Origin of the sequence: Kribbella sp. NPDC003557, from assembly GCF_040610805.1 — a bacterium.
In the GTDB taxonomy this organism is placed as follows: domain Bacteria; phylum Actinomycetota; class Actinomycetes; order Propionibacteriales; family Kribbellaceae; genus Kribbella.
In genome coordinates this window covers 550,997-571,692 of sequence record NZ_JBEXMY010000002.1, presented here as the reverse complement: position 1 = coordinate 571,692, position 20,696 = coordinate 550,997, and the positions used below count along the sequence as shown (strand labels likewise).

18 protein-coding genes are annotated in these 20,696 nt (G+C 69.8%); 15 read left to right on the top strand and 3 right to left on the bottom strand.

All coding sequences use genetic code 11. The features are described 5' to 3' along the window. From ABZW60_RS08565 to ABZW60_RS08510, 12 genes are all read left to right on the top strand, one after another. Entirely contained in the window at positions 1-1,095 is a 1,095-nt protein-coding gene (locus ABZW60_RS08565; RefSeq protein ID WP_355475109.1) for a glycosyltransferase, read from the top strand. Continuing rightward, a complete protein-coding gene (locus tag ABZW60_RS08560; RefSeq protein ID WP_355475108.1) occupies positions 1,092-2,414 on the top strand; it encodes a glycosyltransferase in 1,323 nt (440 codons plus the stop codon). The genes ABZW60_RS08565 and ABZW60_RS08560 overlap by 4 nt, the downstream gene beginning before the upstream one ends. Further along, positions 2,411-3,229: a hypothetical protein gene (locus tag ABZW60_RS08555; RefSeq protein WP_355475107.1), complete on the top strand. Its 819-nt coding sequence runs from the start codon at positions 2,411-2,413 to the stop codon at positions 3,227-3,229. Before ABZW60_RS08560 ends, ABZW60_RS08555 begins: the two co-directional genes overlap by 4 nt. Before the next feature lie 17 nt (positions 3,230-3,246). After that, the gene (locus ABZW60_RS08550; RefSeq protein ID WP_355475106.1) at positions 3,247-4,428 is read left to right on the top strand and encodes a hypothetical protein; all 1,182 of its coding nucleotides are present in this window, start codon (positions 3,247-3,249) and stop codon (positions 4,426-4,428) included. Further along, a complete protein-coding gene (locus tag ABZW60_RS08545; RefSeq protein WP_355475863.1) occupies positions 4,401-5,036 on the top strand; it encodes an acyltransferase in 636 nt (211 codons plus the stop codon). The genes ABZW60_RS08550 and ABZW60_RS08545 overlap by 28 nt, the downstream gene beginning before the upstream one ends. Then, positions 5,033-6,124 carry a DegT/DnrJ/EryC1/StrS family aminotransferase gene (locus ABZW60_RS08540; protein WP_355475861.1) on the top strand — a complete coding sequence of 364 codons (1,092 nt, stop codon included), beginning with the start codon at positions 5,033-5,035 and terminating at the stop codon, positions 6,122-6,124. The genes ABZW60_RS08545 and ABZW60_RS08540 overlap by 4 nt, the downstream gene beginning before the upstream one ends. A gap of 2 nt (positions 6,125-6,126) precedes the next feature. Continuing rightward, on the top strand, positions 6,127-7,128 hold the full coding sequence (locus tag ABZW60_RS08535; RefSeq protein ID WP_131292813.1) for a Gfo/Idh/MocA family oxidoreductase: 1,002 nt from the start codon (positions 6,127-6,129) through the stop codon (positions 7,126-7,128). Between the two features lie 2 nt (positions 7,129-7,130). Continuing rightward, positions 7,131-8,183 (top strand): UDP-N-acetylglucosamine 2-epimerase (non-hydrolyzing), encoded by a 1,053-nt coding sequence (gene wecB, locus ABZW60_RS08530; protein WP_355475105.1) that lies wholly within the window; start codon positions 7,131-7,133, stop codon positions 8,181-8,183. 145 nt (positions 8,184-8,328) lie between these two features. Then, positions 8,329-9,393, top strand: a complete 1,065-nt coding sequence (locus tag ABZW60_RS08525) for an acyltransferase (RefSeq protein WP_355475104.1) — start codon at positions 8,329-8,331, stop codon at positions 9,391-9,393. Between the two features lie 25 nt (positions 9,394-9,418). Continuing rightward, a complete protein-coding gene (locus ABZW60_RS08520; protein WP_355475103.1) occupies positions 9,419-10,720 on the top strand; it encodes a nucleotide sugar dehydrogenase in 1,302 nt (433 codons plus the stop codon). Further along, positions 10,717-13,341: a glycosyltransferase gene (locus ABZW60_RS08515; RefSeq protein ID WP_355475102.1), complete on the top strand. Its 2,625-nt coding sequence runs from the start codon at positions 10,717-10,719 to the stop codon at positions 13,339-13,341. Before ABZW60_RS08520 ends, ABZW60_RS08515 begins: the two co-directional genes overlap by 4 nt. 12 nt (positions 13,342-13,353) lie before the next feature. Then, entirely contained in the window at positions 13,354-14,499 is a 1,146-nt protein-coding gene (locus tag ABZW60_RS08510; RefSeq protein ID WP_355475101.1) for a glycosyltransferase, read from the top strand. Between the two features lie 126 nt (positions 14,500-14,625). Here ABZW60_RS08510 and ABZW60_RS08505 read toward each other — a convergent pair whose 3' ends face one another. Beyond that, positions 14,626-16,527: a CocE/NonD family hydrolase gene (locus ABZW60_RS08505; protein WP_355475100.1), complete on the bottom strand. Its 1,902-nt coding sequence runs from the start codon at positions 16,525-16,527 to the stop codon at positions 14,626-14,628. 149 nt (positions 16,528-16,676) lie between these two features. Here ABZW60_RS08505 and ABZW60_RS08500 point away from each other — a divergent pair, with 149 nt between their 5' ends. Together ABZW60_RS08500 and ABZW60_RS08495 are read left to right on the top strand one after the other, a co-directional pair. Then, positions 16,677-17,648, top strand: coding sequence for a hypothetical protein (locus tag ABZW60_RS08500; protein ID WP_355475099.1), 972 nt, complete (start codon positions 16,677-16,679; stop codon positions 17,646-17,648). Then, positions 17,648-18,538 (top strand): hypothetical protein, encoded by an 891-nt coding sequence (locus ABZW60_RS08495; RefSeq protein WP_355475098.1) that lies wholly within the window; start codon positions 17,648-17,650, stop codon positions 18,536-18,538. Before ABZW60_RS08500 ends, ABZW60_RS08495 begins: the two co-directional genes overlap by 1 nt. Here the strand turns inward: ABZW60_RS08495 and ABZW60_RS08490 are convergent. Both ABZW60_RS08490 and ABZW60_RS08485 read right to left on the bottom strand, forming a co-directional pair. After that, positions 18,487-19,056 (bottom strand): hypothetical protein, encoded by a 570-nt coding sequence (locus ABZW60_RS08490; RefSeq protein ID WP_355475097.1) that lies wholly within the window; start codon positions 19,054-19,056, stop codon positions 18,487-18,489. The genes ABZW60_RS08495 and ABZW60_RS08490 overlap by 52 nt on opposite strands. Positions 19,057-19,068: 12 nt before the next feature. Next, a complete protein-coding gene (locus tag ABZW60_RS08485; protein ID WP_355475096.1) occupies positions 19,069-19,341 on the bottom strand; it encodes a helix-turn-helix transcriptional regulator in 273 nt (90 codons plus the stop codon). Positions 19,342-19,443: 102 nt separating this feature from the next. Between ABZW60_RS08485 and ABZW60_RS08480 the strand changes: the two genes are divergently transcribed. Beyond that, complete coding sequence (locus ABZW60_RS08480; protein WP_355475095.1) at positions 19,444-20,190, top strand: SDR family oxidoreductase; 747 nt, start codon at positions 19,444-19,446, stop codon at positions 20,188-20,190. Positions 20,191-20,696 lie beyond the last annotated feature (506 nt).

Below are 20,696 nucleotides of genomic sequence, written 5' to 3'. Positions count from 1 at the left end.
ATGTCACGCAGCACGGCGCCGGACGTGGGGATCATCACGACCGGCCACGACGTGGCCGATGCGCGCCTGCACAAGATCACCGCGGCCCTGCAGCACCGCGACCTCACGGTCGAGCTGTGGGGCCTCGGTGATGCGGACGGCGGACCGGCCGGCGCGGTGGTGCACGCCGGGCCGCGCGGCAACATGGTGCAGCGGCTGGCACGGACCGCCGTCCTGCCCTGGCGGACCAAGGCCAAGGTGGTGATGACGGTCGACCCGGACATGATCCCGGTCACCCGGCTGGTCACCACGATGCGGCGGCGCAAGTTCGTCGTCGACGTGCACGAGGACTACGAGCGGTTGCTGGCCGACCGCGCCTGGGCGCAGGGGCCGGCGGGACTGCCGGCCCGGCTGATCGTCCGCGCGGGGTCGAAGCTGGCCGCGGGCGCCGATCTCACCGTGGTCGCCGACTCGCACCTCGCCCCGCACCAGGCCAAGCACCGCCTGGTGGTGCAGAACCTCCCGGACCACGGCTTCCTGGCACCGTCCCCGCCGATCGGCACACCGCGCGCGGTGTACGTCGGGGACCTGCGCGCCAGCCGGGGTCTGTTCGACATGGTCGAGACCGTCGCCGCGGCGCCGGACTGGTCTCTCGATCTGGTCGGCCCGGTCGCGCAGGCGGACCGGGACCGGCTCGAATCCCGGATCACGCAGCCCGACCTGGACGGCCGGGTCCGGCTGCACGGGCGGCAGCCACCCGCCGACGCCTGGCGGATCGCGCACGGCGCCTGGACCGGCCTGGCGATGCTGCAGCCCACCCCGGCGTTCGTGGAAGCGATGCCGTCCAAGATCTACGAGTACCTCGCCAGCGGCCTTCCCGTGCTGTCCACCCGCCTGCCCCGGCAGTCGAAGGTGATCGAGGAGTCCGGTGGCGGAGTACTGGTGGACTCGGTGGCGGAGGCGTCCGAGACCCTGCGGCGCTGGTCCGCGGATCCCGGCGAGCTGGAGAAACTGCGCGACCACGCGCTGCAGTGGGCGGCCGACCATCTGCCCACGAACACGCCCTACGACGACCTGGCCGACGCGATTCTCAATCTCTTAAGAGGAACTGCATGACCGACCGCCCACACCTGTTGTACGTCGCCTGGGGCTTCCCGCCCTGCCGTGGCGGCGGTGTCTACCGGGCCCTGGCCACGGCCAACCGGTTCGCCGCGCTCGGCTGGAAGGTGACCGTGCTGACGGCCGACCGCGACACGTTCTTCCGCTTCACCGGCGCGGACCTGACCCTCGAGGAGCGGGTCGACCCGTCCGTCGAGGTCGTCCGGGTCCCGTTCGAGTGGCCGATCCTCGAGGCCGACCTGCGCAAGTGGTCCAAGCGCCGGGCGCAGAACCCGAAGCTGTGGAGCAAGTGGCGCACCAAGCAGGACCAGATCCCGTTCCCGGAGAGCGGGTACGGACCCTGGCGCTCGGTGATCGAGAAGGCCGCGGAGCGCATCCACAAGGCGCACAAGGTCGACCTCACCGTCGCCACCGCCAACCCGCACGTCGCGTTCACCGCGGCGTACCACCTGCACAAGAAGTTCCAGGTGCCGTACGTCATGGACTACCGCGACGCGTGGCTGCTGGACGTCTTCACCGGCGACCGGCTGCACGAGCCCAACAGCCGCGCGGCCAAGTGGGAGAAGAAGCTGGTCGATTCCGCTCGCGAGGTCTGGTTCGTGAACGACCCGATCAAGGAATGGCACGAGAAGCTCTACCCGGCGCACGCGGGCAAGATGCACACCGTCGCCAACGGCTTCGACCCTGATCTGGTGCCGGACACCCAGGACCGTGGCGCGGTCACCGACCGGCCGCTCGTCTTCGGGTATGTCGGGACGGTGTCGCCGAAGGTGCCGCTCACGGAGTTCGTGCAGGGCTGGCAGCTCGCCAAGGAGCAGTCCGAGGAGCTGGCCGGCGCGAAGGCGAAGATCCACGGCTACCTCGGGTACTACGCGCAGCCGCGGGCCGACATGCTCGCGACGATCAACAGCGCCGCCGACGCCGGTGTCAGTTACGAGGGCCCGGTCGGCAAGGCCGAGATCGCCAAGGCGTACGACGAGTTCGACGTGCAGCTGCTGATGCTGGGCAAGGGGCGGTACGTGACCAGCGGCAAGGTGTTCGAGTACCTCGCGACCGGGTTGCCGGTGGTGTCGGTGCACGACCCGGAGAACGCGGCGTCCGACGTACTGCGCGGGCATCCGTTGTGGTTCCCGGTCGCGGACGTGACGCCGGAGGCGATCGCGGCGGCGCTGGTCGAGGCGGCGCACGCGGCGCGGACCGCGGACGAAGGGATCCGGGCGAAGGCGCGGGAGTTCGGTGCGTCGTACCGGCGGGACCTGCAGCTGGATCCGCGGATCGAGTCGCTGGCCGCGAGTGTGAAGGGAGCTGTCGCATGAGCAACGTCGTCCTGCTGTCGACGCGGCGGCTGCCGCCGACGTACTTCGACCAGGTCCGGGAGGACCTCGGCGACCAGAACATCACCATCGACGTCGTCGGCTGGGTCGCGCCGTCGGCGTGGGTGGCCGACAAGGTCAACACCTTCACCCTGATCGGCCCCGGCCGCATGCCGGCCGAACCGGCCCCCGAACCCGAGCCGGCCGAGTCCACCGACGAGGCCCCGGACGCCGTCATCGCCCCCGAGGCGGTCGCGGCCCCCGAGGCCGTCGTAGCCGACGAGGCAAAGATCGCCCCGGCAGCCGCCGAGGTAGCCGCTGCCGGTCCCGCGGGCTCCGCGTCAGACGCCGGGTCCACGGGCACCGCCGGCTCCCCGGCTGACGCCGGTTCAGGCGGTTCTGCGGCAGGTGCCGCTGCCACCAGCGCCGGCGCTGCCGCCGCCTCTACCCCTGCTGCCGCGGCGAAGCCGCGGCCTACTGGGGCCAAGCGTGTGGTGAAGGCTGTGGAGTGGCGTGCCCGGAGGGCGCGCAAGGTGGCGGGGAGGATGTTGCCGAAGGCAATTAAGACCTCCGCGCCGGTGAAGTTCCTGCGGGGCAACCGGGCGAGCAAGGACCTCGGCAAGACCTACTGGGAGCGTGTGCTCAGCCGTCGTGACGTGTTGACGACGATCGACCAGGCCGACGTCGTGATCGCGCTGGACGCGGGCGCGATCTGGGCCGGCTGGAACCTCGGTCAGCGCAAGGCGAGCACCCCGGTGGTGCTCGGTCTGCCGGCCGCCCGCCGGGAGCTCGACATGATGAAGGCACCTACTACGTAATGGGTGACACAGTGACGGTGACGCGTACGATCCGCGGGCACCTGCCGGCGCCGTTGGCCCGGACCGCGGGAGCGGTCCGGCGGCGCCTGCGCGGCTTGCGGTACTCGTACGCGCAACTGCCGGCGTTCCCGCCGGTAGCGACGACGCCGGTGCGGATGCTGGTCGGTCCGACCAACTCCGCCGGTCAGGGGCACGCCTGGGCCCAGGCCGCGAAGACCCTGCCGGACGTCGACGCCGTCTCGTTCGCCTTGCACCGCAAGGGCCAGTTCGCGTTCAAGAGCGACTACGGCGTACCGCTGGCGTGGTTCGGCCAGCCGCGCTGGCAGCGCGCCCAGCAGCAGTACGTCATCGAGAACTCCACGCACGTGATGGTCGAGTCGCTGCGTCCGCTGTTCGGCGCCCGCGGCTACTCGGACGCGGCCGCCGACATCGAGGCGATGCGGGACAAGGGCATCGACGTCTCGCTGCTGTTCCACGGCTCCGACATCCGGCTGCCGAGCCGGCACGCCAAGCGCGAGCGCTGGTCGCCGTTCACGCCGGGTGACGAGCTGACCGAGCGCCTCGAGCCGCAGGCCCGCCGGCACGCCGAGCTGGTCGAGTCGCTGCAGCTGCCGGTCTTCGTGTCCACGGTCGACCTGCTGGAGGACGTACCGGACGCCACCTGGCTCCCGGTCGCGATCGACCCGGCGCCGTGGCAGCAGTCCTCGCGGCCGTTGTTCGCGGGCCCGAAGCCGGTCGTCGCGCACGTCCCGTCGAACGCGAAGCTCAAGGGCACCCAGGAGATCGACGAGGTGCTCACCCGGCTGCACGACAGCGGCCGGATCGAGTACCGGCGGATCACCGGCGTCCCGCACGAGCGGATGCCGAGCGTGATCGGCGACGCCGACATCGTGGTCGACCAGCTCCGGATCGGCCTGTACGGCGTGGCGGCGGCGGAGGCCCTGGCCGCCGGGCGCATCGTGGTTTCGTACGTCGGTGACGCCGTGCGCCACCGGGTGCGTAGTCTGGCCGGGCGAGAGGTGCCGATCGTGGAGGCGGATCCCGACACCCTGGGTGACGTCGTGGACGGTCTGGTCGCTGATCGTGACGCCGCCGCCGAGGAGGCGGCCGCCGGCCCCGGGTTCGTGGCGGAGTTGCACGACGGACGCCGCTCGGCCGAAGTACTGAGAAGCTGGCTCATTCCGAAGGAGACCCTGTGACGTCCCGCATCGCGCCATCCGCCGACGTCGACGACAGCGCCCAGATCGGCGACGGATCGTCGGTGTGGCATCTGGCCCAGATCCGCGAGAACGCGGTCCTCGGCAAGAACTGCATCGTCGGCCGCGGCGCCTACGTCGGGACCGGGGTCCGGATGGGCGACAACTGCAAGATCCAGAACTACGCGCTGGTGTACGAGCCCGCGTCCCTCGAGGACGGCGTGTTCATCGGCCCGGCCGTGGTGCTCACCAACGACTACTTCCCGCGCGCGGTGAACCCGGACGGGTCGCCGAAGAGCGGGCACGACTGGGAACCGGTCGGGGTGACGATGAAGGAAGGCTGCTCGCTCGGAGCGCGCAGCGTGTGCGTGGCGCCGGTCACCATCGGCCGCTGGGCCACCGTCGCCGCGGGTGCGGTGGTGACCAAGGACGTGCCAGACTTCGCGCTGGTCGCCGGAGTCCCGGCGCGCCGGCTCAAGTGGGTCGGCAAGGCCGGGGTTCCGCTGCTCGACGTCGGGAACGGCGAGTGGAAGTGCCCGAACACGGGCGAGATGTACATCGAAACCGACGGACGGCTGCGGCCGGCCGACGAAAACCAGGAGGAGAACTGATGGTGCAGCCGATTCCGGCCGCGAAGCCGATCATCGGGAAGGAGGAGCGCGAAGCCGTCGACCGGGTCATGCAGTCCGGGATGCTGGCGCAGGGCCCCGAGGTTGCGGCGTTCGAGCAGGAGTTCGGCGCAGCGCTGGTCTCCGGCCGGGCGTGCGTCGCGACCAACTCGGGCACCTCGGGTCTGCACCTGGGCCTGCTGGCCGCGGGTGTCGGTCCGGGTGACGAGGTCATCGTCCCGTCCTTCACCTTCGCCGCCACCGCGAACAGCGTCGCGCTGACCGGCGCCACCCCGGTGTTCGCCGACATCGAGCCGACGTACTTCTGCCTGGACCCGGCCGCCGTCGAGGCCGCGATCACCGAGAAGACCAAGGCCGTCATGCCGGTGCACCTGTTCGGTCACCCGGCGAACATGACCGCGCTGCAGGCGATCGCCGACAAGCACGGCATCCAGATCTACGAGGACGCCGCGCAGGCGCACGGCGCCACCTGGAACGGCGCCCCCGTCGGTACCTTCGGCGAGTTCGCGATGTTCAGCCTGTACCCGACCAAGAACATGACGTCCGGTGAGGGCGGCATGAACTCGGTCGCGAACGCCGACCTCGAGCGCCGGATGCGGCTGTTCCGCAACCAGGGCATGCTCAAGCAGTACGAGAACGAGGTCGTCGGCCTGAACAACCGGATGACCGACCTGCACGCGGCGATCGGCCGGGTGCAGCTCACCAAGATCGGCGGCTGGACCAAGCAGCGGCAGGAGAACGCGGCCTTCCTGGACGCGAACCTGCAGGGTGTCGGCGTCCCGGCGGTGGCCGCCGAGGCGACCCACGTGTACCACCAGTACACGATCCGGGTGACCGAGGACCGCGACGGCTTCGCGAACGCGCTGCGGACCGAGTACGGCGTCGGCTGCGGCGTCTACTACCCGATCCCGAACCACCGGCTCCCGTCGTTCCAGCGTGAGCTGGACCTGCCGGAGACCGAGAAGGCCGCGGCCGAGGTGCTCTCGCTGCCGGTCCACCCCTCGCTGTCCGAGGACGACCTGAACCGGATCGTGGCCGCGGTGAACACCGTGGCGAAGGCGGGTGCGTGAGCATGGCGAACCTGCGTGCGGGCCTGATCGGCCTGGGCATGATGGGCCGGCACCACGCCCGGGTCCTGGCGTCCCTCGAGGGCGTCGACCTGGTCGCGGTCGCCGACCCGGGTGGTGACAAGTTCGGTGTCGCCGGCGGCCGTCCGGTGCACGAGAACATCGAGCAGCTGATCGCCGAGAAGATCGACTACTGCATGGTCGCCGTACCGACGCAGTACCACGCCGAGATCGCGAAGGCGCTGGCCGAGGCCGGCGTGCACGCGATGATCGAGAAGCCGCTGGCCGGCTCCTCGGCCGAGGCGACCGAGATCGCGAAGGCGTTCGAGGCGGCCGGTCTGGTCGGCGCGGTCGGCCACATCGAGCGGTACAACCCGGCGCTGCAGGCGCTGCGGGTGCGGCTGGAGGCCGGCGAGCTGGGCGACATCTACCAGATCACCACCCGCCGCCAGGGCCCGTTCCCGGCCCGGATCGCCGACGTCGGCGTGGTGCTCGACCTGGCCACCCACGACATCGACCTGACCGCGTGGGTGACCCAGTCGCCGTTCGTCACGGTGGCCGCGCAGAGCGCCCACAAGTCCGGCCGGCAGTACGAGGACCTGATCGCGGTGACCGGCAAGCTGGCCAACGGCACCGTCACCAGCCACCTGGTCAACTGGCTGTCCCCGATGAAGGAGCGGCTCACCGTCGTCACCGGTGAGAAGGGCGCGTTCATCGCCGACACCCTGACCGCCGACCTGACCTTCCACGCGAACGGCACCGTGCAGACCGCGTGGGACGACGTGGCGCACTTCCGTGGTGTCAGCGAGGGCGACATGGTCCGGTACGCGATCAGCAAGCCGGAGCCGCTGAAGACCGAGCACGAGCAGTTCCGCGACGCGGTGCTCGGCAAGGAGGCGGACATCGTCACGCTGCAGCAGGGTCTGACCACCGTTCGGGTGGCCGAGGCCGTTCTGCAGTCGGCGACCGAGGACCGGACTGTCGCTGTCGCCGGGGAGACCCTGTAGTCATGAAGGTTCTGAGCGTTGTCGGTGCCCGCCCGCAGTTCGTGAAGCTGGCGCCGGTGGCGGAGGCTTTTGCCGCCACCGAGCACCAGCACGTGATCGTGCACACCGGCCAGCACTACGACAAGAACATGTCCGACGTGTTCTTCGCCGACCTGCGGATCCCGGACCCGGACGTCCACCTGGGCGTCGGGTCCGGCAGCCACGGTGTCCAGACCGGTGCGATGCTGGCCGCGATGGACGCCGTCCTGGACGAGCACAAGCCGGACTGGGTGCTGGTGTACGGCGACACCAACTCGACCCTGGCCGGCGCGCTGTCCGCGGTGAAGATGCACCTGCCGGTGGCGCACCTGGAGGCCGGGCTGCGCTCCTTCAACCGGCTGATGCCGGAGGAGCACAACCGGGTGCTCACCGACCACGCGGCGGACCTGCTGCTGGCCCCGACCCAGGTGGCGATGGACCACCTGGCCACCGAGGGTCTGGCGGGCAAGTCGCGGCTGGTCGGCGATGTCATGACCGACGTGTGCTTCCGGGTCCGCGACGCTGTCAAGGACAACGAGCTGGGCGGGCCGTTCAAGCGCGGGGAGTACGTCGTCTCGACGATCCACCGGGCCGAGAACACCGACGACCCGGAGCGGCTGGCCGCGATCGTCGACGGTCTCGCCGCGACCGGTACGCCGGTGCTGCTGCTCGCCCACCCGCGCCTGGTCGCGAAGTGCGCCGAGCACGGCATCAAGCTCGAGCGCCCCGACGGTTCGCTGCACGTCCGCGAGCCGCTGGCCTACCCCGAGATGGTCCAGGCCGTGCTCGGTTCGGCCGGTGTGGTGACCGACTCCGGGGGCCTGCAGAAGGAGGCCTTCCTGCTCGGCCGGGTGTGCACCACGCTGCGCACCGAGACCGAATGGGTCGAGACGCTGGACGACGGATGGAACGTGTTGACATCCGACGTGAGTAAGCTGCCCCAGTTGGCCGCCCGGCCGGCGCCCACGGGGGACCGCCCGATGCCGTACGGCGACGGGCACGCTGCGGAGCGTGTCGTCGCCACTCTCGCGGAGTAACCACATGACAAAGGCCGCCGAAGAGAACCAGACTCCGCCGACCCAGGACGCCCCTGGGTCGGCCGATGTCGGTACCCCACCTCCCGGCGCGCCGGTCAGTGCCTTCCCGGGGGAGGCCGCACCGGCGGCCGCGCCCAGTGGAAGGTTGCCACGAGTCGAGTCGCTCACCGGTCTGCGCTGGTGGGCGGCCTTCTTCGTGTTCTGCCACCACATGACCCAGCTGGCGCCGCTGCCGGTCTGGAAATTCCTGAAGTACGGTACGTCCGGCGTCACGTTCTTCTTCGTACTGTCCGGATTTGTGCTCACCTGGTCGTCCCGGCCGGGCACGAAGATCAGCACCTTCTACCGGCGCCGGTTCGCGCGGATCTTCCCGCTGTACTTCCTCACGCTGGTGGCGGCGATCTTCGTCTTCTACCGGTTCGAGCCGCCGGCCGGGATGTCCTGGATCAAGCCGGTCTCGGTGACCGTGCTGGTGCTGTCCGGGCTCCTACTGCAGGGCTGGTCGAACAACCCGACCGTCCTGTACGGCGGGAACCCGGCCGGCTGGACGCTGTCGGTGGAGGCGTTCTTCTACGCGTACTTCCCGTTCGTCTGGCGGGCCACGCAGCGGCTGAAGACCGTCGGCGGCCTGCTGTTGTGCGTCACGGTGGTCGTCGCGGGCGGTGCGTACCGGCTGGCGCTGTTCCACTACAAGGACGCCGTACCGGTGCTGCCGCAGCCGGTCCTGCACTCGGTGGCGTTCCTGTTCGGCATCGGTCTGGCGATCGCGCTGCGCTCCGGCTGGAAGCCGCGGATCCCGGTGTGGTTCGCGTTCCTGGTCACCGGCGGCGGCCTGTACCTGCTCTATTACTCCGGTTTGCACCCGGCAAAGGTCCCGGGCGCGATCACCATGGGCCTGTGCCAGAAGGAGATCCTCACCTTCCTGTACGGCTTCCTGATCCTGGCGGTCGCCGCCCGCGACATGCGCGGCGGCCGGTCGCTGCTGCGCAGCAAGCCGCTGGTCAAGCTCGGCCAGTGGTCGTACGCGTTCTACCTGGTGCACGCCACGATCATGTATGCGATCAAGGAGTACCACGGGATCGCCGGCCCGATCGGCTGGTCCAACCTGACTTGGTACGCCGGTGTCTGTGCCCTCTCGATCTTCGCCTCGGCGCTGCTCTACGAGTTCGTCGAGCACCCGCTGGAACGGAAGCTCCGAGGCCCCCGATGAAGAATCACTACCTAGTGGAGTTGCTGTGCGTGTCAGTGTAGTTGCCTTAGGCAAGATCGGACTGCCGCTGGCGGTCCAGTTCGCGGCCAAGGGCCATCAGGTCGTCGGCGTCGACATCAACGAGAAGTTCGTCGAGCTGGTGAACGCCGGCCAGGAGCCGTTCCCGGGTGAGGCCCACCTGCAGGAGCTGCTGTCCGAGACCGTGGCCGACGGCCGCCTGCGGGCGACCACGGACTACGCGGACGCGATCCCGAACAGCGACGCCGTCGTCGTGGTCGTGCCGCTGTTCGTGGACGAGCAGACCGGTCAGCCGGAGTTCGGCTGGATGGAGAACGCGACCCGTTCGCTGGCCGAGCACCTCACCCCGGGCACCCTGGTCAGCTACGAGACCACCCTCCCGGTCGGCACCACCCGGAACCGGTGGAAGCCGATGATCGAGGAGATCTCCGGCCTGACCGAGGGCACCGACTTCCACCTGGTGTTCTCGCCGGAGCGGGTGCTCACCGGCCGGGTCTTCGCGGACCTGCGCAAGTACCCGAAGCTGGTCGGCGGCCTGTCCGAGGAGGGCGCGAAGCGCGCCACCGCGTTCTACGAGGCCGTGCTGGACTTCGACGAGCGCCCGGACCTGGAGCGCGCGAACGGCGTCTGGGACCTGGGTTCGGCCGAGGCGGCCGAGCTGGCCAAGCTGGCCGAGACCACCTACCGCGACGTGAACATCGGCCTGGCGAACCAGTTCGCCCGGTTCGCCGGCCAGAACGGCATCGACGTGAACGCCGTCATCGAGGCGTCGAACTCGCAGCCGTACAGCCACATCCACCGGCCGGGTATCGCGGTCGGCGGGCACTGCATCCCGGTCTACCCGCGGCTGTACCTGTACACCGACCCCGACGCCACCGTCGTCCGGGCCGCCCGCGAGGCGAACGCCGGTATGCCCGACTACACCATCGGTCTGCTCGAGGGCGCGTTCGGCGACCTCAAGGGCGCCAAGGTCGTCGTGCTCGGCGCGTCGTACCGTGGTGGTGTCAAGGAGACGGCGTTCTCCGGGGTCTTCCCGGCCGTGGAGGCGCTGAAGGCGCGCGGCGCCGAGGTGTCCGTGCACGACCCGATGTACACCGACGACGAGCTCAAGGGCCTCGGCTTCACGCCGTACACCCTGGGCGCGCCGGTGGACGCGGCAGTCCTGCAGGCGGACCACGCGGAGTACGCGCAGCTGGGCCCGGCGGACCTGCCGGGTGTGAAGGTGCTCGTCGACGGTCGGGACCGCACCGACGCGGCCAAGTGGGCGGGCGTGCGGAGGATTGTGATCGGAAGGTCGGTCAGCCAGTGACAGATGCCGGCCTGCGGGTCGTGATGATGGTCGCCAACGACGTCACCAACGACAGCCGGGTCCGCAAAGAGGCCGCAGCACTGGCCGAGACCGGAGCAGAGGTGACTGTGCTCGGGGTCTCGGCCAGCGGCCTCCCGTCGAGGGAGATGCTCGACGGTGCGCTGATCGTCCGGGTGGCGGTGCCTTTCGCACTGCGTGAGGAACGGAAACGAAGCCGGACGGCGCGCCGCAACTGGCGGCCGCCGATGGTGGGGTACCGGTACCGCGCGACCTACGTGGCGCGGAGCCAGCGGATCGCGGCCGAGCTCAAGGAGCTCAAGGCCGACTCCGGGCACGCGATCGCGCGGGCCAAGGCGGGCCAGGGGAATCCGCTCAAGTTCAAGGCCGGAGTCGCCACCCGGCTGGTTCGTCGCGCCCGCTGGAAGGCCGCCGAGCGGGCGACCTGGGTGCGCAAGGGTGTCGGCAACAAGGCGGACGTCCCGTTCAAGTTCAGCTGGCGGGCGTACGACGGGGTGCTGCACCGGCTGCCGTGGCCGGCGCCGTGGCGCAAGCTGCACCCGGAGGCGCTCGACCTGGAGATCGCGTTCGGCGACCTGATCGACCGTCTCGAGCCTGACGTCGTGCACGCGCACGACATGCACGTGATCGGCGTCGCGACCCGCGCCGCCGGCCGGGCGAAGCTGCGCGGCCGCTCGCTGAAGGTCGTGTACGACGCGCACGAGTACGTCGCCGGACTCTCGCAGTACGGCGCCCGCACCCGGCGGTCGATCGCGGCCTGGGCCAACCACGAGCGCGAGTACATCGGTCAGGCGGACCGGGTGATCACCGTCAGCCCGGCGATCGCGACCCGGTTGCGGCGCGAGCACAATCTCCGCGACGAGCCGACCGTGGTGATGAACACGCCGAACCCTGCTGACGTGTCGGTCGAGGTGTCCGACATTCGCAGCCAGATCGGCCTGGCCTCCGATGTACCGCTGCTGGTCTACAGCGGTGGTGTGACGCGGGCGCGCGGCATCCACACCGCCGTCCAGGCGCTGGTGGACCTGCCCGACGCGCATCTGGCCGTGGTGTGTGTTCCCGGTGTGGCGACGGACGCTGTCCGCGAGCTGCAGGCGCAGGCCGTGCAGCTGGAGGTGCAGGACCGTCTGCACTGTCTGGACCCGGTGAAGCCGGACGAGGTGGTCGCGTTCCTGCGCACCGCGGACGTCGGGCTGATCCCGATCTTGCGCTACCCGAGCCACGAGATGGCGCTGCCGAACAAGCTGTTCGAGTACGCCTTCGCAGGGCTGCCGGTGGTGGTCAGCGACATGCCGAGCATGAAGGAGTTCGTCGACCGCACCCGGATCGGCGAGGTCTTCACCGCGGCCGACGCGCACGACCTGGCGTCGAAGGTCCGCACGGTCCTCGGCGACCTGGACTCCTACCGCGAGCGGGTCGCCGACCCGGCGTACCAGCAGGAGGTGTCCTGGGCCGGTCAGGCGACCAAGCTGCGCGCGCTGTACGGCGAACTGACCGGGCGGCAGCTCGAGATCACCCGGCCGGGCGGCAAGATCACCAAGACCGGGCGGCACCTGCTGCTCGGGCCGGTCAACAGCGCCGGCCAGGCGTGGCTGTGGGCCACCGCGCTGGAGCGCGAGGTGCCGGACGTCAAGGCGGAGTCGCTCACCACGGGCAGCGGGGCGTTCGACTTCCGCGTGCACCGCACGGGCACCTACCGCCAGTACCGGTCGGACCTGCGCTGGCAGCTCGAGCTCACGGCGTACGCGTTGCGCGAGGTCACCCACGTGCTGTTCGAGGCCGGCCGGCCGATGTTCGGTCAGCAGCGCGGGCAGATGTGGACGACCGACGTCCCGATGCTGGACCAGGCCGGGATCAAGCACGGCCTGGTGTTCCACGGGTCGGAGATCCGCGATCCCGCCCTGCACCGCGAGCAGTACCGCTACTCGCCGTTCCGCAACCCGGACGACGAGCTGACGGTGCGCCTGCAGGCCGCGAACAACCTGATGCGGCACCACCTCGAGGGGTACAAAGGCCCGGTCTTCGTCACCACGCCGGACCTGCTGGAGTTCGTCGACAACGGCATCTGGCTGCCGCTGGCCGTCGACGTCGAGGGCTTCGTGTCGACCCAGCCGGTGCTCGAGCGTGAGGTCCCGGTGGTGCTGCACGCGCCGTCGGCCTCCGCGCTGAAGGGATCGGCGTACGTCGACCCGGTGCTGACCGATCTGGATGCGCGCGGGCTGATCAAGTACAACCGCGTCCAGGGTGTGCCGCATGCGGAGCTCGCCGAGATGGTGAAGAGCGCCGACATCGTGGTCGACCAGTTGCTGCTCGGCTCGTACGGCGTGTTCGCGTGCGAGGCGATGGCGGCCGGCCGGGTCACCGTCGGGCATATCGCGGACCCGGTCCGGGACCTGCTGCCGACCGACCTGCCGATCGCCGAGGCGAACCCGGACGACCTGGCCGAGGTGATCGAGCGGCTGGTCGCCGAGCGCGACACCGCCCGGAAGATCGCCGACGCGGGCCCGTCGTTCGTCCGCGACCTGCACGACGGCCGGAAGTCGGTCGAGATGCTGCTGCCGTTCCTGAACAACGAGCTGCCGGAACAGGACGAGAGCGAGTAGGTGCGGATTCTCATGATCGCGCAGTCCCCGATCGCCGGGGACTCGCGGATCCTGCGGGAGGCGACAGCGCTCGCCGCGGCCGGTCACACGCTGCACGTGATCGGCCGCGACGTTCCCGAGGGCTTCGTCGTGGGCCCCGGGATCACGGTGGAGTCGGTCTCGCGCTCGTCCGGTCTCCGGACCGGCAACGGCGGGCTGACGGTCGGGCACGGGCACACCGGTCCGAAGGTGCTGGCGAAGCGGTTCGGGCGGTGGTTGCTGCTGCCCGAGCACCGGTTGCGCACCGAGAAGCAGTGGCGGATCGCCGCGGCGCCGGTGGTGGCGGCGGCCGGTCCGGTGGACGTCGTGCACGCGCACGACTTCAACACGCTGGAGCTCGCCGCGGAGTACGCCTCCCGATGGTCTGCACAGCTCGTGTACGACAGCCACGAGCTGTGGTTCGACCGCGCACTGCCCGGGCGGCCGACGCCGCTGTGGCGTGCGCGCGGCCGGCGGTACGAGGTCTCGCTGGCGTCTCGTGCGCGGGTGGTCTTCACCGTGTCGGACGGGATCGCCGCACGGCTGCGGTCGCGCGGTCTGAAGGACGTGCGCGTCGTACGGAACACGTTCCCGCGCGCTGACGACGTACCAGCTGCTCCCGCGCAGCCTGAAGGCTTGCTGTACGCCGGACGTGTTGGCGCGGGTCGGGATCTGCCGACCGTTGTCGCGGCTGCCCGCGAGCTGGCGCCGTTCCGTACGGTGCTGATGGGGTCGGTCGATCCCAACTACCGCTTGGACCTCGGCCCTGTCGAGACCGTCCCGGAACGCCCGATCGACGAGGTCGACGACACGCTGCGCTCGTACGGCATCTCGCTGGTGACGTTGACCAACACCTGCGAGAACCACCGCCTGGCGCTCCCGAACAAACTCTTCCACGCCGTCCGCGCCGGCGTCCCCGTGGTCGCCGCCGACCTCCCCGAACTCCGCGCGGTCGTGACCCAGTACAAGCTGGGCGGGCTGTACGAGCCCGGAAACCCGCAGTCCCTGACCACCGCTGTCCGCTCGGTGATCGACAACTACAGCACCTACACCGACGGCGTCCGCTCAGCCGCCACAGAACTCAACTGGGAACACGACGCCGCCACCCTGGTCGCCGCCTACACCGACCTGGCCGGCTGACGCCGCCCGCACCCGCACCGTCCACCGTCCATCTCAGGGGTCAACCCCCAAGATGGACGGTTGCCTCCCGAGAATCTCAGTGGGCAACCGGCCAACTCAGGGGTCAACCCCGCAAACGACCGGTGGTCAGCGGGAGGCTTCGACCATCTGGCGCATCAGGTCCACCGGGTCCTTCTCCGGTTCCGGCTGGGCCAGACGGGTGGAGGGGACTCGGGCTTGCTCGGCCGTTTGGAGGGATGAGGTGTAGCTGGTCAAGGGGAGGGTGAGGGAGGAACGCGTCGGGTCGAGGGTGATCGTCGCGCCGGTGAACGGTACGGACGGGTTGTCGGGCTCGACTGTCAGGACCAGGCCGAGGCGGTGGCCGGCGGCGAACACGACGTCGTCCGCGTTCAGCTCGAACGACAGGTCGTACCAGCGGTCCGACCGCAGCGATTCCTTTGTGTACGGGGACTTGTAGTGCCCGACGTCCGCCAGCGTTCGTACGACCACGGACGTGTCGGAGACCGCGGTGTTGATCTGCGTGTCCGCGTAGCACCCGGTGTCGAGTGCGTTCCCGTCGCCCCAGCACACGCGTGTGTCGGGCACATTGGTGACGTTCACGTACCGGTTCGCCGTACCGTAGTCGACCAGCCGGGCTTTGATGCCTGCGGCAACCTTGTTGACCTTGACCCGCACCGACACCTTCCCGGTGCCGCTGACCCGGACCGCCTTGCTCAGCTCGTCACTGAGGAACACCGCCCGATCCGTCCGGGCAGCGGTTGGATCCAGGACGACAGTGTCCAAAGACTCCTTGTCGGTCCCGGTGAAGCTCACCGGCCCGCTCGCGCCGGACAGGTTGCTGAGCTTGAGCGCCGTCTGCTTCGCGCCCGCGGCCGGCCACGTCGCCTCGTCCACGAACGACCCGTCCTCGCGCTGGATGGTGGCCTGCGGCGTGTCCATCACACCGTTCTTCAGCCCCTGCAGCCAGTAGTCGAACCAGGGGTGCAGCTTCCCGACCCACTCGTCGCGGAAGCTGAACCCGTCCAGGTGCACGCCCTGGTGCAGGAAGATCTTCCGCGGCACGTCCCGCTTCGCGAGCTCGTCCCACCACTCGCCGAACTGCCGGGTCTTGACGTTCTCGTCGCCGAGCCCGTGCACGACGTACACGCTCGCCCGGACCTTCGACGCGTCGAGCCGGTAGTTCCGCGGGTCCCACCACCTGCTGTAGGACCCCGTCCGGGTGTCGGAGTCCTGCTCGATCTCGTTCGTCATCTCGACGCACCGCGGGGACGCGTCGTTGCTGACGTAGTCGTGCAGGAAGCCCATGTACTCGTCGTAGAACGGCACACCGAACCCGCGGGTGTAGTCGTACCAGCTGGAGATCGCCGCGATCGGCACGATCGTCTCCAGCCCGCGGACGCCGGTGCTCGCGACCGAGTTCGCGATCGTCCCGTTCCAGGACACCCCGATCATGCCGGCCTTGCCGGTCGACCAGTCGGCCGTCGCGGCGCTGCCGTCCGCCTTGTGTCCGGTGGTGCGGTTGTTCAGCCAGTCGATGACCGCCTTGGTGCCGAGCACCTCGAGGTCGGCGCCGACGTCGCTGCACCCGGTGGAGCGGAAGGTGCCGGGCATGTCGACGAACGCGACGGCGTACCCGCGCGGCACGAAGTAGTTGTCCAGCCAGCTCCCGTACACCTGCCGGACGCCGTTCCCGTCGAAGTAGCTCGACGGGTCGCCCGCGTAGTACGGCGAGGCCTGGATGATCACCGGTACGTCGATCCCGGCCTGGGCCGCCTCGCCCGGCCGGATGATGTCCACGGTGATCTGGTCGGTGATCCCGTTCGCGTCCCCGTCGAGCTGCGGTACGTCGACCTGTACCCGCTCGCGGATCGCGTTGTCGTAGTCGTAGGCGGGCACCGTCTCGGTGCCCTGGACGAAGGGCCTGGAAGGTACGGCGGTCGGGCCGGCGACCGCGGTGAGCGAGGCGACCGGAGCCAGCACGGCCGCGATCACCAGGGCGGTCCCGGCACGTAACCGAGTTCTGCGCATACGTGGATCTCCCCCTATGGGCGGTAGGTGAGACTCCATTCTGTGCACAGAACTCACTCGCGCGCTCACCTTTCGTGAACAACACGGGTAATACTTCGCCCGCAACTTTCTGTGTCCGCCTCGTATCAAGCCTGGTGAGAGGGGGCGACATGAATCCACGACTCACTGCCCTTGCCGGGGCCGCCGTGCTCGCGCTCACCGCGTTGACGCCGGCCGCCGCACACGCCCAGGGATCGGCCAAGCCCGACCCGACCAAGCCCGGCGCGAAGGTGCCCGGCACGAGCAGGACGATCACCGCCGCGCAGGCCCAGGCCTGTTTCGTCTGGCAGGGCGGCGTCACCGCCGACGGTTCGCACCACTTCAAGGACCCGACCGCCACCGTTCCGCCGCAGGTGCCGAACGACTGGCAGACGCCCAAGGTGTACAAGCCCGGACAGGTCCGGTTGAGCGCCCGGCAGACCATCGAGCCGAACATCTCCGGGACCGACCGCTACGGGTACCTCGTGATCGGCGACGCGCTCTACTTCAGCGGCTACACCGGGTACGAGGACGGGACCACCGACGGTCCGGTCTCGCTGACGCGGGTCGGCGGCGGCTGGAGCACGTTCAGGTTCCTGGAGGCTGCGGAGTATCAGAGCCCGGACAACAAGATCTACCGCAACGCCGCGTACGGGTTGAAGGGCGACGTCCTGTACCGCTGGACCGTCAGCGACAAGGGCGTCTGGCGATCGACCGGGTCGTTCGCGGGCCTGTCCGCGGTCAAGACGATGACGCTGATCGCGAAGACCCCGACGTACGACACCTTCCTGGCCAACACGCGGGGTGGGGCGTTGTACACGATCCGGCTCACGGTCGGCTCGGCGAAGCCGATCGTCAAGCCCGTCCGGACCCGGAGCTGGCAGGGCTTCGAGACGCTGTCGGCGATGGGCTGCGGTCGGTACGGCACGCTGCTGCTCGGCATCGACAAGGACACCAAGAAGGGCTACCTGTACGCCGTCGGGCACGCGAACGGCCTGTCGACGGTGATCCAGTCGCGCGGCGAGGTCCCCGGGACGTTCGACGACCCGGTCGACTTCCGCTGGGTCCCGATCCCCGTCTACGACGTCGCGAACGGTGACTGATGAGAAGAGCAGCAGGATTGACAGCGGCGGCCGGGCTGGCCCTGGCCGCGCTGGTCCCGACGCACGCTCAGGCCGCAAGTGAGGTCTGCACCGTGTGGCAGGGGTCTGTCACCGCGTCAGGTGCGCATGGGAAGGTCGGCGTGCAGGCGACGGTGCCGACGAGCATTGTGAACGATCAGGCGCCGATCGTGTACTGGCCCGGGCAGGTCCGGTTCAGTGCGCGCCAGAGCGAGGAGCCGGCGCCGCAGGGGATGCAACGCGGTGGGTATGTCGTGATCGGCGACGCGCTCTACTGGAGCGTCTATGTGACGTCCAACGGGCAGATCGTCGACGAGCCGATACTCCGCCGGGTCGGCGGCGGCTGGAGCGGCTTCCGGGCACTCGAGGTGTCGCAGTACCAGGAGCCGTACCCGGGCAAGGTCCACCGCGAGGCGGCGTACGCCCTCCGGAACGACGGCACGCTCCTGCGCTGGCGGATCGACAACGGGACGTGGCGGGCCGCCGGCTCGTACGCCTGCTTCGCGGCGGTGAAGTCGATGACGCTGATCGCGAAGACGACGACGTACGACACGTTCCTCGCCAACACGCGCGGCGGGGCGCTCTACACGATCCGGATCCCCGCCGGCACCGCCAAGCCGATCGTGACCCCGATCCGAACGCGAACCTGGCAGACCTTCGAGACCCTGTCCGCGGCATCGTGTGGCCGCAACAGCACGCTCCTGCTGGGCATCGACAGCGACACCAAGACCGCCTACCTGTACGCCGTCGGGCATGCGAACGGCCTGTCCACGCTGATCCAGTCCCGCGGAAAGGTCCCGGCCACCTTCGCCGACCCCGTCTACTTCCGCTGGGTCTCCCGCCCCGACCTCGACACCGCCAACGGCGACTGAACCCAGCTGCGGTCGGCCAGCCAGGCTGTGGTCGTCGGGTCGGCGGGCGTGTAGGTGACGACGTACTGGGCGTCGTCGCCGGGGAGTTGTAGTGATTCCAGGCTGAAGGTCAGCCGGCCGCCGGATGGGTGGTTCAGGGATTTGGGGCAGTGGGCGCGGTTCTGGACGTTCTGGGAGGTCCAGAACCGCTCGAAGTCGGGGCTGGCGGTGCGGAGCTCGTCGACCAGGTCGGTGAGCTCCGCGTCGTCGGCGTACTCCGCCGAGGCCCGCTGGAGGAGTGCGACCGCGTCTTGCGCCACGGTCTGCCAATCGGCGTAGTACTCCCGCGAGCTGGGGTCGAGGAAGTACAGGCGCGCCAGGTTCCGGTGAGCCGAGCCCTCGAAGTCCGCGACGACATCCAGCGCCGCGGCGTTCCAGGCGAGTACGTTGCCGAGCCGGTCGACGACGATCGCGGGCAGGTCGTGCATCGCGTCGATCATCGCCTTCAGCTGCGGCCGTACGGCGGTTGCCGGCGGCACCGGGGGTGGCGCCTAGCAGGCGAGCTGACGCAGGTGATCCCGCTCGGCCCGGTCCAGCCGCAGCGCATCGGCGACCGCGGTCAGTACGGCGGTGGACGGGTTGCCGGCGCGGCCCTGCTCCAGGCGGATGTAGTAGTCGACGCTGACGTTCGCCAGCAGCGCGACCTCTTCGCGGCGTAGCCCGGCGACCCGTCGGTCGTGACCGGATCGCAGCCCGACGTCCTCCGGCCGGACCCGGGCCCGGCGGCTCTGCAGGAAGTCTCCCAGTTGCGGTCGCGCGCTCACCGCACCAGTATCGCTGAGCGCTCCGAACGACTGGGTGGTACTGCCAGACCTATGGTCGAAGCGGATCTTCTGAGCCCGCGCTGTGCGGACGAATGTTGAGCCATGACAACCTCACGCATCGCACTCGTCACCGGCGCCGCCAGCGGGATCGGCGCCGCCGTCGCCACTCGTCTCGCCGCCGACGGAGCGTCCGTCGCACTGCTGGCGCGGCGCCGTGACCGGCTGGAGAAGCTCGCCGCGGAGATCGCCGAGGCCGGCGGCACGGCGCTCGTCGTACCGGCCGATGTCACCTCCGAGCAGGCCGTCGCCGAGGCTGCGGCGCTGGTGCAGGACCGGCTGGGCGACGTCGACCTGCTGGTGAACAATGCGGGGGTCATGGACGTGATCCCGTTCGCGGACGGGCCGGTCGACGCGTGGCGGCGTACGGTCGACGTCAATCTCACCGGCGTCATCAACGTCACCCACGCGTTCCTGCCGGCACTGCGTCGGTCAGCGGCGACGCGCACGACCGACCTGATCAACGTGTCGTCGCTGGCGGGCGAGCGGATCAACCCCGGGATGGCTGTGTACGGCGCGTCGAAGGCCGCCGTGAGCCACCTGACCCGAACCCTCCGCGCCGAACTGTCCGCCGACGGCATCCGCGTCACCGACCTCGAACCCGGCATGATCGACGGCACCGAACTCGCCGACAGCTTCCCGCCCGACCTCCAGTCGATGGTCAACGACCTCCGGTCCGCCCTGCCCGCCGTCCCACCCACAGAGGTCGCCGACCTGATCGCCTACGTCACCAGCCGCCCCCGCGAGGTAAACCTCCCCCACCTCATCATCCAACCGTCGAGAGAGAACTAGCCGGCGTGCAGCTCGACAGGAGGTGTCGGTCGGTCGGGTAGTACACCTGAGCGTGAGCCCGCCCCTGCGTACAGCGTCTCACCGGTGCACTACCTGTCGACGTGCAGACAATCACCCAGCCCTGCCAGGCGCGCAGCTGGTGTGGTGCGCGGGGAATGCGGTCGTGGGGTGGCAGGTCGTGGTCGGGCTGGTTGCCTGGCGATCGCTCACGCCTTCGGCGTGGCTGTCTTTTTGGGCCGGCTCCGCCGGCGGCGTGGTGTGTGCTCGGGTGGTGTGGTGCGTGGGGCATGTCGGTGCGGCAGGTGGTGGTCGGGCTGGTTGGCTGGCGAGCGGTCACGCCTTCGGCGTGGCTGTCTTTTTGGGCTGGCTCCGCCGGCGGCGTGGTGTGTGCTCGGGTGGTGTGGTGTGCGGGGCATGTCGGTGCGGCAGGTGGTGGTCGGGCTGGTTGGCTGGCGAGCGGTCACGCCTTCGGCGTGGCTGTCTTTTTGGGCTGGCTCCGCCGGCGG